Source organism: Vampirovibrio chlorellavorus, from assembly GCF_003149375.1.
GTDB lineage: Bacteria > Cyanobacteriota > Vampirovibrionia > Vampirovibrionales > Vampirovibrionaceae > Vampirovibrio > Vampirovibrio chlorellavorus_B.
In genome coordinates this window covers 135293-149206 of record NZ_QFWH01000004.1, presented here as the reverse complement: position 1 = coordinate 149206, position 13914 = coordinate 135293, and the positions used below count along the sequence as shown (strand labels likewise).

General features: G+C 55.0%; 16 protein-coding genes and 1 tRNA gene. 7 read left to right on the top strand and 10 right to left on the bottom strand.

The features are described from left to right. The first annotated feature begins 4 nt into the window (after positions 1 to 4). Both DF283_RS06835 and DF283_RS06830 read left to right on the top strand, forming a co-directional pair. A complete protein-coding gene (locus DF283_RS06835) occupies positions 5 to 790 on the top strand; it encodes an MlaE family ABC transporter permease (RefSeq protein WP_303673989.1) in 786 nt (261 codons plus the stop codon). Positions 791 to 799: 9 nt separating this feature from the next. Continuing rightward, complete coding sequence (locus tag DF283_RS06830; protein WP_303673988.1) at positions 800 to 1354, top strand: hypothetical protein; 555 nt, start codon at positions 800 to 802, stop codon at positions 1352 to 1354. Here DF283_RS06830 and DF283_RS06825 read toward each other — a convergent pair. From DF283_RS06825 to DF283_RS06790, 9 genes are all read right to left on the bottom strand, one after another. Next, positions 1341 to 2066, bottom strand: a complete 726-nt coding sequence (locus tag DF283_RS06825; RefSeq protein ID WP_303673987.1) for a class I SAM-dependent methyltransferase — start codon at positions 2064 to 2066, stop codon at positions 1341 to 1343. The genes DF283_RS06830 and DF283_RS06825 overlap by 14 nt on opposite strands. Positions 2067 to 2235: 169 nt before the next feature. Next, a complete protein-coding gene (gene fabF / locus DF283_RS06820; protein ID WP_303673986.1) occupies positions 2236 to 3498 on the bottom strand; it encodes a beta-ketoacyl-ACP synthase II in 1263 nt (420 codons plus the stop codon). Positions 3499 to 3580: 82 nt separating this feature from the next. Beyond that, positions 3581 to 3829, bottom strand: a complete 249-nt coding sequence (locus tag DF283_RS06815) for an acyl carrier protein (RefSeq protein ID WP_303673985.1) — start codon at positions 3827 to 3829, stop codon at positions 3581 to 3583. 124 nt (positions 3830 to 3953) lie between these two features. Then, entirely contained in the window at positions 3954 to 4688 is a 735-nt protein-coding gene (gene fabG, locus DF283_RS06810) for a 3-oxoacyl-[acyl-carrier-protein] reductase (RefSeq protein ID WP_303673984.1), read from the bottom strand. Positions 4689 to 4741: 53 nt separating this feature from the next. Continuing rightward, a complete protein-coding gene (gene fabD / locus DF283_RS06805) occupies positions 4742 to 5692 on the bottom strand; it encodes an ACP S-malonyltransferase (protein ID WP_303673983.1) in 951 nt (316 codons plus the stop codon). A gap of 21 nt (positions 5693 to 5713) precedes the next feature. After that, positions 5714 to 6853: a beta-ketoacyl-ACP synthase III gene (locus DF283_RS06800; RefSeq protein ID WP_303673982.1), complete on the bottom strand. Its 1140-nt coding sequence runs from the start codon at positions 6851 to 6853 to the stop codon at positions 5714 to 5716. Continuing rightward, positions 6840 to 7871, bottom strand: coding sequence for a phosphate acyltransferase PlsX (gene plsX, locus DF283_RS06795; protein ID WP_303673981.1), 1032 nt, complete (start codon positions 7869 to 7871; stop codon positions 6840 to 6842). The genes DF283_RS06800 and plsX overlap by 14 nt, the downstream gene beginning before the upstream one ends. A gap of 46 nt (positions 7872 to 7917) precedes the next feature. After that, entirely contained in the window at positions 7918 to 8112 is a 195-nt protein-coding gene (gene rpmF, locus DF283_RS12790; RefSeq protein WP_443082993.1) for a 50S ribosomal protein L32, read from the bottom strand. A gap of 107 nt (positions 8113 to 8219) precedes the next feature. Beyond that, complete coding sequence (locus DF283_RS06790) at positions 8220 to 8678, bottom strand: YceD family protein (protein WP_303673980.1); 459 nt, start codon at positions 8676 to 8678, stop codon at positions 8220 to 8222. 143 nt (positions 8679 to 8821) lie between these two features. On the opposite strand from DF283_RS06790, the gene DF283_RS06785 reads away from it, so the two are divergent. The 4 genes from DF283_RS06785 (at position 8822) to DF283_RS06770 (ending at position 12084) form a co-directional block, all read left to right on the top strand. Next, entirely contained in the window at positions 8822 to 9856 is a 1035-nt protein-coding gene (locus DF283_RS06785) for an alcohol dehydrogenase catalytic domain-containing protein (protein ID WP_303673979.1), read from the top strand. Between the two features lie 2 nt (positions 9857 to 9858). Next, positions 9859 to 10950, top strand: coding sequence for a zinc-dependent alcohol dehydrogenase (locus tag DF283_RS06780; RefSeq protein ID WP_303673978.1), 1092 nt, complete (start codon positions 9859 to 9861; stop codon positions 10948 to 10950). Between the two features lie 152 nt (positions 10951 to 11102). Next, on the top strand, positions 11103 to 11288 hold the full coding sequence (locus tag DF283_RS06775; RefSeq protein WP_303673977.1) for a hypothetical protein: 186 nt from the start codon (positions 11103 to 11105) through the stop codon (positions 11286 to 11288). A 436-nt stretch (positions 11289 to 11724) separates the two neighbouring features. Next, on the top strand, positions 11725 to 12084 hold the full coding sequence (locus DF283_RS06770) for a phage holin family protein (RefSeq protein WP_303673976.1): 360 nt from the start codon (positions 11725 to 11727) through the stop codon (positions 12082 to 12084). 74 nt (positions 12085 to 12158) lie between these two features. On the opposite strand, the gene DF283_RS06765 is transcribed toward DF283_RS06770, so the two are convergent. Next, a tRNA-Ser gene (locus DF283_RS06765) sits at positions 12159 to 12249 on the bottom strand. Between the two features lie 324 nt (positions 12250 to 12573). On the opposite strand from DF283_RS06765, the gene DF283_RS06760 reads away from it, so the two are divergent. Next, a complete protein-coding gene (locus DF283_RS06760) occupies positions 12574 to 13914 on the top strand; it encodes an adenylosuccinate synthase (RefSeq protein WP_303673975.1) in 1341 nt (446 codons plus the stop codon).

Sequence of the window (13914 nt, the reverse complement as noted above, 5' to 3'; positions counted from 1 at the left end):
GCCCATGAGCGATACGCCCTGGATTCCCAAGCCCATTCTTCAGTTTTTGGCCGAAGCTGGCGAGCTGTTTTTAAACCTGAAAGACAGCGCCCGTTTTTTGCTGCAAGGACAAACGGACTGGCAAAAAACGCTGGTGCAAACGGCCATGGTGGGTTTTGACTCCCTGGGGATGAGCGTACTGATTTGCGTGATCACCGGCTCCGTGCTGGCCCTGCAAACGGCCTCCAAGTTCGCCCAGACCGGCACCGATTTTTATGTGGGCGGGCTGGTGGCCCTGGCCGTGGTTCGGGAGTTGGGCCCCATTTTCACCTGCCTGTCGGTGGGCGCACGAGCGGGGACGGCCATCGCCGCGGAAATCGCCAATATGAAAGTCACCAACCAGGTGGACGCCCTGCGGGTCATGCGGGTCAATCCCATACGCTACCTGTTTTTACCCCGGCTCCTGGCCTGCATGATTGCCCTGCCCATGCTGACCATTGTCGGCGAGGTGGCTGCCATTCTGGGGGGAATGCAAGTCGCCTACTGGGTCTCGGATCTGCACTATCATATGTATCTGGAATCGGTATGGTTATTTGTAAAACCCTACGACATCCGGGTCAGTTTACTCAAATCCCTTATCTTTGGGATCATTCTGGCAGCCATTAGTTGCACGGTGGGCCTGAACGCCAAGGGCGGGGCCCGGGAAGTAGGGCTATCCACCACCAAGGCCGTGGTCTGGATCGCCATTACCATCATTGTGGCCGACTTTTTCCTGACCTGGATTTTCTTTGGCACCTCTTACAATGGATGAAGCAAGGCGATGAATCACATTCTCCTGATACCCACCTCCCCCCAAGCCCAGAAACCGCATCCTTCCTACACGGCCTACGATGCCCGTCCTTCCATTTCGCCGGTGCAGGTCATCCCCTGCTGGCGTTATGAAAGCCCCAATTCCAAATCGCGCCCGGTGCCCAAGCCCCTGCCCATGCTGCTGGCCTTACAGGGCGCGGGAATTCACCCGGCGGAAGGCAGCTGGATTTTGTATCAACTGGGCAAAGAGGGCGATAGACCCTATCATGCGGCCTTGTTAATGAACGGAAAAGCCTGTGTCATCAGCCAGAACGATCAGGTCTACTACGGGCCGCCGGGCAAACTGAAACAGGAAAAAGTGCTGGAAGCGTGGCGTACCCGATGCCTGAATGCACAAACCCGCTACCTGAAGACGGAAAGCGGTCTGGAAATTCACATCAAGGTTAACAACGGCTCAAAAACCGTCACATTCAACAGACAGATCCGAGGCCCCATCCGCTTACCCTTGTTCTCAAAAGCGGAAGCCAGCCTGCCCGGTTTTGCAGGGCGGGCTATAGAGGCCTAGCGCAGCCAAACACAGTCCACATCAACTTGCGCCAATAGCAATCCACATTGATGAATCCACTCTGGGTCAGCCAGGTAAAATGCTCACTCAACGGCGCATAGTGGTCATATTGCTCGGCATGCGCGGTCCACAGGGCAATATCACTGTCCTGAGCCCCATTTTGGCGAGCCCAAACCTCCCAACGGGCCATATTTTCATCCTGAATGGCCAGCGGCACGTTCAGGGTTTCATCGGCGCAACGAAACAGACCGCCCGGTTTCAGCCAGTGAAACATGCGCTGGTACAGAATCGGCTTTTCGTCGTCCTTCAAGTGGTGCAAGGCCACACTGGAAATGACCATGTCAAACTGCCCCGGCTCCAGGGACAAGTCCATAAAACCACTTTGCACCAGGCGGATTTGTGCGCCCTCCCCACCCAGTTTGTCCGAAGCCTGCTGCAACATGTCCGCCGACAAATCCACCAGGGTCAACTGCGCCTGCGGAAAGCGCTCCTTCAGCAAGATCGATAAATTTCCGGTGCCACAGCCCAATTCCAGAATGTGAAGCGGCTTATCCGTGGCAAAAAAACAATACCCCAACAGGGCGTCAAACATCTCCAAGTAGGGCGGGATGGCCTTGCGGATACTATCGTCATAAGCCTGACTGACTTGATCGAAAAAGTTCCCTACGGAAACAGAATTAAACTGCAATGGCCCTGGAAAATCCGCTGTCATGAATGATACTTTCCTTCATTTTTTGGGCATCTTATCTCTGGCCCGCCCCATTTTCATAGTAGCCTTGCCCGGGTTTAAGCGCAAGATCACAGAAAAACCGCCTGCACTTTGTATCAGGCAGACGGTTTCTGTCTATTTAATCTGGGCCTAATGATTTTGAAAAGGATACCTAGTTACCGGAGTATCCCTTGAAAATCAGGGACGCATTGTGCCCCCCAAATCCGAAGGAGTTAGACATGGCCACGTCCAGCGTATCAAGTTTACGGGCCTTGTGCGGGGTGTAATCCAGATCACATTGCTCATCGGGGTTATCCAGGTTAATGGTCGGCGGTACGGTTTTGTTGGAAATGGCCATCATGGAGATCACCGCTTCCACCGCGCCCGTGGCACCCAACATGTGGCCCGTCATACTCTTGGTAGAACTGAGGACCAAACCCTGCTGGGCATGCTCACCGAATACCCGTTTTACAGCCAGGGTTTCAGCCACATCACCCAAAGGTGTGCTGGTGCCGTGAACATTGATGTAATCCACTTTCTCAGCGTCCAGCCCGGCGTCCTGCAAAGCGAGCTGCATGGCACGAGCGGCCCCGTTTCCATCGGCACAAGGAGCCACGATATCATTGGCATCAGCGGTTCGCCCGTAACCAATAATTTCACCCAGAATAGTCGCGCCCCGAGCCTTGGCGTGTTCCAGTTCTTCCAGAACCACCACGCCTGCGCCTTCAGAGATCACAAAGCCATCACGATCCTTGTCAAACGGGCGACTGGCCAACAAGGGCTCATCGTACCGCTGAGACAAGGCCCGCATGGTAGTAAATCCGGCCACGGACAGGGAGGTAATGGGGGCTTCCGCACCACCGGCCATAATCACGTCCGCTTCTCCATACTGGATCATGCGGAAGGCATCACCGATGGAGTTTGCGCCAGTGGCACAGGCGGTAACCACAGACTGATTTGGCCCTTTGGCATTGTACTCAATGGCAATCCAGCCACCGGCAATGTCACAGATCATCATGGGAACCAGAAACGGACTGCACTTGTTGAAGCCCCGATCCAGCGAGTTTTTCATCTGGACTTCAATTGTGCCGATTCCACCCGCGGCACTACTGACCACGACCCCAAAACGGTTGGGATCCACAGCGCCTTCGTACAGCCCTGACTGCTCGTAGGCCATCTTGGCAGCGGCAACGGCAAACTGGGTGTAACGATCCATACGCCGGGATTCTTTTTTGTCCATGTAATTCTCGGGGACAAAATCTGTACAAATACCCGCAATTTTGCAGGTCATCTCTTCCGGGGGAACCAGGGTGTTTTCCCCAATCCCGGAGCGACCATTGACCAGATTATCCCACATGGTTTCCAGAGTGCTGCCAACCGGGGTCACAACACCCATACCGGTTACCACAACACGGCGCTTTCCAAAGTTTGCCATGATCTTTTAACAGGACCTTATCGTTGATGTGCAATACAGTCGGTGCAAGCTCAAATCGAACTCGACCGCGCAGAAGTGTTGCTTACTTCTGATTTTTTTCGATATAGCTGACAGCGTCTTGAACGGTCTGGATTTTCTCGGCTTCTTCATCCGGAATTTCGGTACCGAACTCTTCTTCAAAAGCCATTACCAATTCAACGGTATCCAAAGAGTCAGCACCCAAGTCCTGGCTAAAGTTGGCTTCCGGGGTGACTTCAGCCTCATCAACGCTCAATTGCTCAACGATGACTTTTTTAACACGCTCGAAAACGGTCTGAGTGGCGTTGCCCATTGTCTTAGTCTCCAAATTACAGATTATTAACAGTAAAACCTAACGAGTTGGTATGAGTAAAATTAAAAATTTGACTGGCTTTTACCAACGTGAAGCTCAGTAAAATAAAGACCTTTGCGTGGATTTAGAAAACCAGACCGCCATCCACGTGGATGACTTGGCCGGTTATATAATCCCCAGATGTTATCAAAAAGAGAACAGCCTTGGCAATATCTTCCGGCGCGCCCAGTCGACCCAGTGGAATATGCTGCAACAATTGCTCTTTGGGAACGCTTTCCGTCATGTCGGTCTCAATAAAACCCGGCGCCAGCACGTTGGCGGTCACCCCACGACTCCCAAACTCCTTGGCCAGAGACTTGGTAAAGCCAATCAATCCGGCCTTACTGGCGGCATAGTTGGCCTGACCGGCGTTTCCGAACACGCCCACCACGCTGGAAATGTTCACAATGGCCCCTGCGCGTTGCTTCAACATAATGCGAGAAGCGGCCCGGCAGGTATAAAAGGCCCCCGCCAGGTTGGTATCGATGACCTTGGCCCAGTCCTCATCGCTCATGCGCATCAACAAGCCATCACGGGTAATACCGGCATTGTTGACCAGAGCGTCAATGCGTCCAAAGCGTTTGTGAGCCTGCTCAATCAAAGCCTGGGCGTCTGTTACACTGGCAGCATCTGATTTAACAGCCAACGCATCCACGCCAAAGCCCTTGACCATGGCCTCCACTTCCTCAGCGGCGGCCTGATTGGAGGCATAACTGAAAGCCACGTTGTAGCCCGCCTCGGCCAGTGCCTTTACGATAGCCCGGCCAATGCCACGACTGCCACCGGTCACAATGGCTGCTTTACCTGATTGATTGCTCATACTCTTGAACTGCTTTCCTTGACAAACTTGATTAAAAGTGGCCGAAACTCAAGCTAGGCGCTAACCAACGCCGCGTTCAGCTCGGCACTGACCGCCTCCAGAGAGGCCATGTCCAACACGTTGTAAATATGTACGTCGGGGAACATTTTTTTGACCATGCCAGTCAACACCTTGCCCGGCCCGAACTCAATCACCGTATCCACACCCTCGGCCTGAATCATGCGGGTCATGGTCTGGGTCCAACGCACCGAGTGGTCAATTTGCTGACCCAGTTTTTTCTGAGCCTCTGGGCCTGCCGTGGTCAAGGCGGCGTCCACATTGGTAATCACAGGAACAGCGGCATTCTCAAACGTAAAATCGCTCAAGTAGCCCGCAAAAGACTCGGCCGCCGGGGTCATCAACGGAGAGTGAAAGGCCCCGCCCACCGGTAACGGCATGACCCGCTTGGCCCCAGCTTCTTTGAGCTTCACGGAGACCTCTTCCACCGCTTGCGGCGTACCGGAAATCACCACCTGGCCATCGGTGTTGTAGTTGGCCACGGCAATGACCGACTGGCTGGCCTGGCGATAAGCGGCCACCACGGCATCCACCGCGTCTCCATCCAGACCCAACACGGCACTCATGGCCCCAGTGGGAGCTGCTTCCATCAATTCGGAACGCCGTTTCACCAGCTGCGCGGCCGCTTCCAGAGAAATCACGCCCGCGGCGTACAGAGCGCCATATTCCCCCAGGCTATGCCCGGCCAACACGGACGGCTGGAGCCGACATTTTTCCCGGAATAAATCCAAAGCGGCGATCGCAGTCGCCAAAATGGCTGGCTGAGTGTACAACGTGCGTCGCAGCTCCGTTTCCGGACCCTCAAAACAAACCTGACTGAGGTTGGGAGCCACAATACGGTCAAAAGTTTCATAAACGTTTCGGCCAGTGGGTGTTTCGGCGAAATCCCGACCCATGCCCACCGACTGAGAACCCTGACCGGGAAACACAAAGGCAACTTTACTCATCACGTTAAACCCTTTTCCAGACTAGACTGAAGCGGCTTCCCGCTGTTTCAGGTTGTTGCAGTGCTGACTCATCTCATCCTTGAGGTGCTGAGGCAAGCGCTGATCCACCGCTGTCCAGCGCATGACGCTGGTGGCCCAGGCCAACCCTGCCCCAAAACCGCACATCACCATTAAATCCCCGGGTTTCACCCGTCCTTGCAACACCGCCTCATTCAAGGCAATGGGAATCGAGGCGGCCGAGGTATTACCGAAGCGATCCAGATTCACGATCAGACGCTCTTCCGGAATATTCAACTTCTCGGACATAGCCTGCATAATGCGAATGTTGGCCTGGTGCAGAATGACGTGATCGATTTCCTCAATCTTCAGCCCCGCCCGATTCAGCACCTCCTGAATGGACTTGGGCACCACGCCCACGGCGAATTTAAAGACTTCCCGGCCATTCATATAAACATAATCGTTCACCGGGGTTTTCGGCTCCACCAACGGGCAGTTCTCCGCCTGAGTGAACAGGGTTAGCTCCATACCCTTGGCGCCATCCAGATGCAGATCGCTGGCGAGAATGTTGTCGGGAGCCCCATGCTCGGCCTTTAGCAAGGCCGCACCGGCCCCATCCCCAAAGAGGATGCAGGTATTACGGTCGTGCCAGTTGGTATACCGGGAATGAATATCGGCCCCGATCACCAGCGCCGTCTTGCACATGCCTGTTTTCAGGAATTGCTGGGCTACAATGAGGCCATAAACAAAACCGGAGCAGGCCAGAGCCATATCAAAACCAGCGGCGTTAGTAGCGCCAATAGCGGTTTGCACCTGACAGGCCACCGCCGGGTAAATGGTATCGGGCGTTGAAGAGGCCACGATAATCAGCTCCACCTCGGAACCTTCCATGCCCGCGCTGGCTAATGCCTGTGTCGCCGCCTCGATGGCCAGATCGGCCACACTTTCATCCCCGGAAACCACGTAACGGGTTTTGATTCCGGTTCTGGACTGAATCCACTCATCAGACGTATCAACCAGGGTGGCAATGTCATCGTTGCTAATGCAGCGGGCAGGGACGTGCGCACCGATACCAGCCAGACTAATCCCGTACCCAAAGGGGTTGGTTAAAGACGCCTGTCCGTTTAACGCACTCTGATTCAACTCTCTATTAGGCGTGGTCATGAACTTCAATCCCTTCCTGTATCTGCTTGCTGATTTTCCCGAGGACATCGGCCAACACAGCTTCCTTGGCCACCCGGATGGCGTTTTTAATGCCCCGCGCACGGCTACCCCCGTGACTGATGACGCAAATGCCCTTAATGCCCAGAAGCAAGGCCCCTCCGAATTCTTCGGAATCGACCTCTTTCATGGCGCCACGCAGGGCAGGCTCCGCCAATAAAGCACCCGCTTTGGTTCTCAGGCTACTTTTAAGCTGCGATTTCAACACGGAGCCAAACATACGCATGACCCCTTCCGCGGACTTCAGGGCCACATTTCCGGTAAAGCCATCGGTCACGGCCACATCGGCAGAACCATTAAACAGCTCTTTGCCTTCCACGTTGCCGATAAACTGAAACCGCTCATCCTTTTCAAGCAACTGAAAGGCAGTGTGGGCAAAGGCGTTGCCCTTGCCCTGCTCTTCACCAATGTTCAGCAGGCCCACCCGAGGTGTTTCCACGTTGTAGACGTTGTGCATAAACACGTTGCCCATCACGGCGAACTGGATCAGCATCTCCGGGGTGCAATCGGCATTGGCCCCGGCATCAATCAACAAACAATGGGTGCTGGTCGATGAAGGCAGGCGAACCCCGATCGCCGGACGCTCCACCCCATCAATGCGGCCCACGTAAAGCAAAGCCGAAGCCATGGCCGCCCCGGTACTACCGGCAGCCACCATCCCTTGGGCCTGTCCATTTTTGACGCATTTGGCCGTTACGATAATGGAGGCGTCTTTTTTCTTGCGCAAACCGGTGGCGGGAGACTCGCCCATTTCTATGACTTCGGAAGCGGGTACCACTTCAATGCTCAAGCCCCGGGTGTCGTACTTTTTCAGCTCACGCTCAACATCATCGGGCTTGCCCACCAAAAGGATACCAACCCCATGTTCCCGTGCGCCCTGCACAGAACCGTCAACAATTTCATGGGGCGCATAATCGCCACCCATAGCATCAACGGCGATTCGAATGGGAGAAGTGGCCATCAGATTAATTCTTTACAAAATCAAAAACTAAAACCGAGCGCTTTGATTAATGTTCGTGATGAGCGTGAAATTTCTCACTGACCACACGGCCATTGTAGAAACCACAGGCAACGCACATGTGATGAGGCATTTTAACGGCGCCGCAGTGAGGGCAGGTGGTGCGAGCAGCAAGAGTGGCTTTCCAGTTGGCACGACGGTGCGCCTGATCAGAATGGCCGACTCGTTTCTTGGGAACTGGCATGGGGATAAACCTCTAGCGTTAATGAATTGAGATCTGGTAGACAGATCGTTGGGCACAAAAATACGTGGTGATGATTCTTACAAAAAAGCGCTTGGCTTACAAGAGGCTCAGGCAAATCGGCACTCTGGACGCTCACAGTTGGGATGATTCAGGGATTCCAGAATCAAAAACTGCTGGGCCAGATCTTTCAAATCCAGCTCCCCTTCTTCGTCTAAAACCTCGTAGAAATCATCGGACTGTAGTTCCCGTTCCTTGTCCTTGGCGGTCAGAGACTCTTCAAACACAAAGCGCTCATCCACTTGCAGGTCAATGGGCACCTGATAAGACTCCAGACAGCGGGCGCACTCCAGATTCAGGCAGCCCTTGAGCTGGCCGTAAACGGTCAACCCCACATGCTCTTTGTGAAAACGCCAGTGGCACTGCACCGGGCCATCCGTCTTGATATCGGCAAAGCTGTATTGCGCCTGAAGCTGGGTAATGGGGTGTTTCTGCCGGCTGATCTCCAGCACTTTAACACGCTCTACCGACTGGGCGGACGCGGGGACATCGGGTGAGGGTTCCATCATCTTGATTCTCCTGACCAGACCGGTGCCTTGTAAGACTTGGCAAGCCGGGGTAGTTTGGTTTTTTATAAAGGATAGCACCTCAAAATAAAAAGCCCATTTTCAATCTTCATACTATTGCGCCCCAAGCAAAAGGCCCGTTATTGATGCAAGCCGCCACCGTTCAACCCGATTACCAGCTGGCCTTGTCCGAGCTTCCCATTCCGGCGATACCCGACGACGGGGCCTTAATTCGGGTGTTGGGCTGTGGGCTGTGCGGCTCCGATCTGGATAAGGTCATTCACAGCAAGGCCCAACCTGGCACTGTGCTGGGCCACGAGATCGTGGGCATCATCGAAGCGCTGGCGCCCAACGCCCCAGCGCACTGGTCGGTTGGGGATCGATTGGTCAGCGCTCACCATGTGCCGTGCGGGACCTGCCACTACTGCCTGAGCGACAGTGAGTCCATGTGTCGCCAATTCAAGGCCACCAATTTCGTGCCGGGTGGCTTTGCCCAATATCTCAGCCTGACCGGCCCACACCTGGAAAAAACCGCCTTTAAAGTCCCCAGTGGCATTACCGACGCCGAAGCCTCCTGCGTGGAGCCTTTGGCCTGCGTGCTGCGGGGGATTCGCCGGGGTCAGCGGCAACACCAGAAGTCTGTGGCCGTGGTGGGACTGGGCTTTATTGGCCTGATGACGGCCCAGGTCTACCAAAATGAGGGCAGCACCGTTTACGGTATCGATCTGGTCGAAAGCAGACTGACGCTGGCCCAAGCCGAGGGCTTTGTGAAACAGGCCTTTCACCCCATTCAGCAGGCGGCTGAAATCAAGGAGACCCTGACCACGGACACCCCCACCGGCCAAGTGGATACGGTCTTTTTGAGCGTGGTGAACAACAAAACCCTGGACTTGGCCCTGGAGCTGGTTCGGGACGGTGGGAACATCATTGTCTTTACCAGCGGCCCCGCCGGAACCAGCGTGGACCCCAGCCGTCTTTACTTTCGGGAGATCAACCTGATTACCACCTACTCCCCGGCCCTGCGGGATTTAAAGAACGCCGCCGAACTGGTGTTCAACCGAAAAATCCGCCTACAACCCCTGCTCAGCCATACACTTTCCCTGCGGGACATTCAGCAAGGCGTGGATCTATACCAGCAGGGACAGGCCATTAAAGTGTTTATACATATGGACGGTGCCTAATCATGAGCCACTCCACCACCCCTGAAAACACCCATGCCCTGACTGGCACCATGAAGGCGGCCCTGTTCTATCAGCCCAACGATGTGCGCTACGAAGAGACGCCCATTCCGGCCATTGGCCCGGGTGAGTTATTGATTCGGGTGGAAAGCGCCCTGACTTGCGGCACCGATGTGAAATGCTATCGCCGGGGCCATCCGGTGCTGCTCAAAAACTTTCCCTCCCCCTTTGGGCACGAATTTTCCGGGACGGTTGTGCAAGCGCAGCCCACGGAAGCAGAACCCCCGCGTTTTCAGGTGGGCGATCGGGTGGTGTCGGCCAACTCCGCCCCGTGCTATCAATGCTTTTACTGCCACAAAGGGCAAACCAATCTGTGTGAGCGTCTGGATTTGCTGAACGGGGCCTACGCCGAATACATCCGGGTGCCCGCCCAAATCGCCCGGCACAACACCTACCGGCTGCCAGACCATTTGCCCTTTGAAATTGCCGCCTTTAGCGAGCCCTTGGCGGTGTGCCTGCACGGATTGGCCCAATCCCGCATTGAGGCGGGCGATCATGTGGCCGTGATGGGCCTGGGCCCCATAGGGCAGTTGATGGTTCGGGCGGCCAAACTGAAAAGGGCCAAGGTCACCGCCATGGCCAGAACCCCCAACAAACTGGCGCTAGCCCAGCAGTTTGGTCAGGCCGATCAGATAGTCAACTTACTGGAGTACGAAAACCCTGAGGCCCTACGGGCCGCTTTTACCGAGCAAGGGCGTGGCTTTGATGTAGTCATTGAAGCCATTGGCAAACCAGAAACCTGGGAAAAAGCGGTTGCGCTGGTGCGCAAAGGGGGCACCGTCAATTTATTCGGGGGTTGTCCGGGGGGCAGTTCCGTCACTTTCGATACCCGTCGCCTGCATTACGATGAAATCACCCTGGTCAGTTCCTTTCATCACACCCCTCGCCACTTTCAAGCTGCCCTGGAGCTGCTTGGCAGCGGGCAGGTCGATCCCCGCCCGCTCATCAGCAAAACAGCCTCCATGGCCGACTTTGAATCGGCCCTGCAACAGGTGGAAGCCGGGCAGGCCATCAAAATCGCCCTTAAAAATCAGTAACGCTTGCTTCAAAGCAAAAGCATCGCTTTTTAATAAAAAGTGAGGATTCCCTTCCCCAAAAAGGAAAAAATGTTGGGGCCAGGCAATTTTGAGCTTTATGCGGGTTTTATATCATTAAGATACAAATCCAACCCAAAAGTGAGTTCCTTTGTATGAAGCCCCAAGAGCCCAACACTGACACCCAAAACGGCGTTCCTCTCTCCGTTCCCCTGATGGAACTGGCCGCACTGGAAAATTTTGTCCGCCTCCAGCAGTCTCAGGCTCAGTATCTGGAATGGCTAGAGGCCAATGAGCAAAAAGCCGGGCTAAATGGCTATATTTACAAGCAAATCCGCTAACCGCCCCCCCACAGCATCCCTCCCTGATTCCCCAGACAGTTTCCCTTCTAGTCCTCCCTCCTCCCGAACATCCCTCCCCTCACTCACTAAACACACACACAACCCCCATACGCAACCGAAACGCGTTAAAGCGCACAAGCCCCTGTTTGTCAGGGGCTTCCTTCCTGAGACCCGAATCTTGCCGACAGGCTGGAGTCGGGTTTTTGCTATGCGGAACCCGGCATTGAGCCCTGAGTCTTAAGCCCATCAGCGACCCTGTTAGCCACTTGATGAATTGTCCCAAACGCCAAAGAAGCGCATAATCAAACCCAGTATCTTTCCCCGTCCAAACCGGAATTCACCCTGTTTTTTTTAAACACTGGCCCGTTCAACCGCCCCTGAAAATCAATAGTCATCCTGCCCCGATGGGTAGTAATCCACTGAAGGGAGACATTTTATGATATTATCGGCGCTTTTGTACTGGGTATTGACCGCCGCCATCCTGATGCTGGTGGACGCCATCACCCCCGGCATTCATATCAGCGGCTTTGGCACCGCCCTGTTAGCGGCATTTGTAATGGGTCTGGTTAATTTTTTTATCCGCCCCGTGCTGATGTTGCTGACCTTACCGCTCAATTTGCTGACACTGGGACTCTTTTCCTTTGTGATCAACGCCCTGTTGTTTGCCCTGGTGGCCTGGCTCATTCCCGGCTTTGAGGTCAGCAACTTCCTGAGCGCCCTGCTGGGTTCCCTGTTCATGGCCATTATGACCAGCGTACTCAGCCTGGTTCTGGGCGATCGCAGCCGATTTGCCTGATTGGCTCTCCTCCCGACAGCGGTGGCCAATCAGCAATTAAAAAGCCCTCCAGCAGACTGGAAGGCTTTTTAATTCGGAGAGGGAGGGATTCGAACCCTCGAGACAGGTTTAAGCCCGTCTAACTTCTTAGCAGGAAGCCGCTTTCGACCACTCAGCCACCTCTCCAGAAAAGAGAACCAATAAAGGGAAGAAGTTGACCCTGAATTGATGCTCTTAATTATATCGCAAGCACAGGGATGTCAAGTTTCTGAGAAGTCAAGTTTTTAAATGGCGGGCCTCAGGGCCAGACGCCCCGCGGCACCGAGGGACGCCACAGCCACCAAAACGGACTCCAAAATTGACTCTGCTGGAGGCTTATCCTATACTGCCCATTGCTTTTGTAAAAGCGGTTTTCAGTGCAAATTTCCCGATGCCGGTTCGCCCCGGCGGGTTTGCATGTCCGGACCCTCTCAAGCCCCACACACAATCCCCCAGGAGGAACGCAAGGTTATGGCCAATGTAGTGATCGTCGGCGCCCAATGGGGTGATGAGGGCAAGGCAAAAATTACCGACCTGTTGGCCGCGGAGGCCGATGTGGTCATTCGCTGCCAAGGCGGATGCAACGCCGGGCACACCGTGACCCACGGCAATGAAGTGTTCAAGTTTCATCTGGTTCCTTCCGGGATGCTGTATGAAAACAAGCTGTGTATTATCGGCAACGGCACGGTCATCAACCCACAAGTCCTCCTGAATGAAATCGAGGAACTGCAACGCAAAGGCTTTTCCACAGCCAATCTCAAACTGAGCGATCGGGCGCACCTAACCCTGCCCTTTCACACCAGCCTGGATCAGGCCCAGGAAAACGCCATGGCCGAGAAAAAAATTGGCACCACCGGGCGTGGCATCGGCCCCACCTATATGGATAAAGTGGGTCGCTATGGCCTGCGGGTGGGCGACTTGTACCTTGAGGACGCTGTGCTAAAAGAGCGCTTGGGCCAGATCGTCAGCCACAAAAACGAACTGCTGGAAAAATGCTACCCCACGCTGCCCCGCCTCACGGTCGAGGATCTGTTTGAGTGGTGCCTGCAATACCGGGAGCAGTTGGCCCCCGTGGTGGCCGATACCATCGCACTGGCCCATCAAGCACTGACCGAGGGCAAGAAGATTTTATTTGAAGGGGCTCAGGGCACCCTGCTGGATGTGGACTACGGCACCTATCCGTTTGTGACCAGTTCCAACGCCACGGCAGGCGGGGCCTGTACCGGATCGGGCATTGGCCCCACCCGCATTGATCGGGTCATTGGGGTCATGAAAGCCTACACCACCCGGGTGGGCGAAGGCCCCTTCCCCACCGAGCTGAAAGACGCCATTGGCGCCCATCTGGGCGAAGTGGGACAGGAATTTGGCACCACCACGGGCCGGGCCCGCCGTTGCGGCTGGTTTGACGCCATAATTGCCAAGTACAGCGTGCAGGTCAACGGCCTGGATGGCTTGGCCATCACCAAGCTGGATGTGTTTGATGGCATGTCGGAACTAAAAATCGGGGTGGGCTACCGAAACCGCCAAACCGGGGAAACCATCACCCACTTCCCCGCCCAACTGAACGTCCTGAACACCGTGGAACCCATTTACGAAAGCTGGCCGGGGTGGCAAGGCTCTGTGAAAGAAGCCCGCACCTTTCAGGAGTTGCCCGCTGAAGCGCAAGCCTACCTGAACCGCATCGCCCAGCTGATCGGTTGCCCGGTGACCATTGTCAGCGTTGGCCCCGAGCGCAATCAGACTATTATCGTGGAGAACCCCATGACCGCCTCCAAACGTTTATTTGGGGCCACAGAAAAAATCCATGCGTAA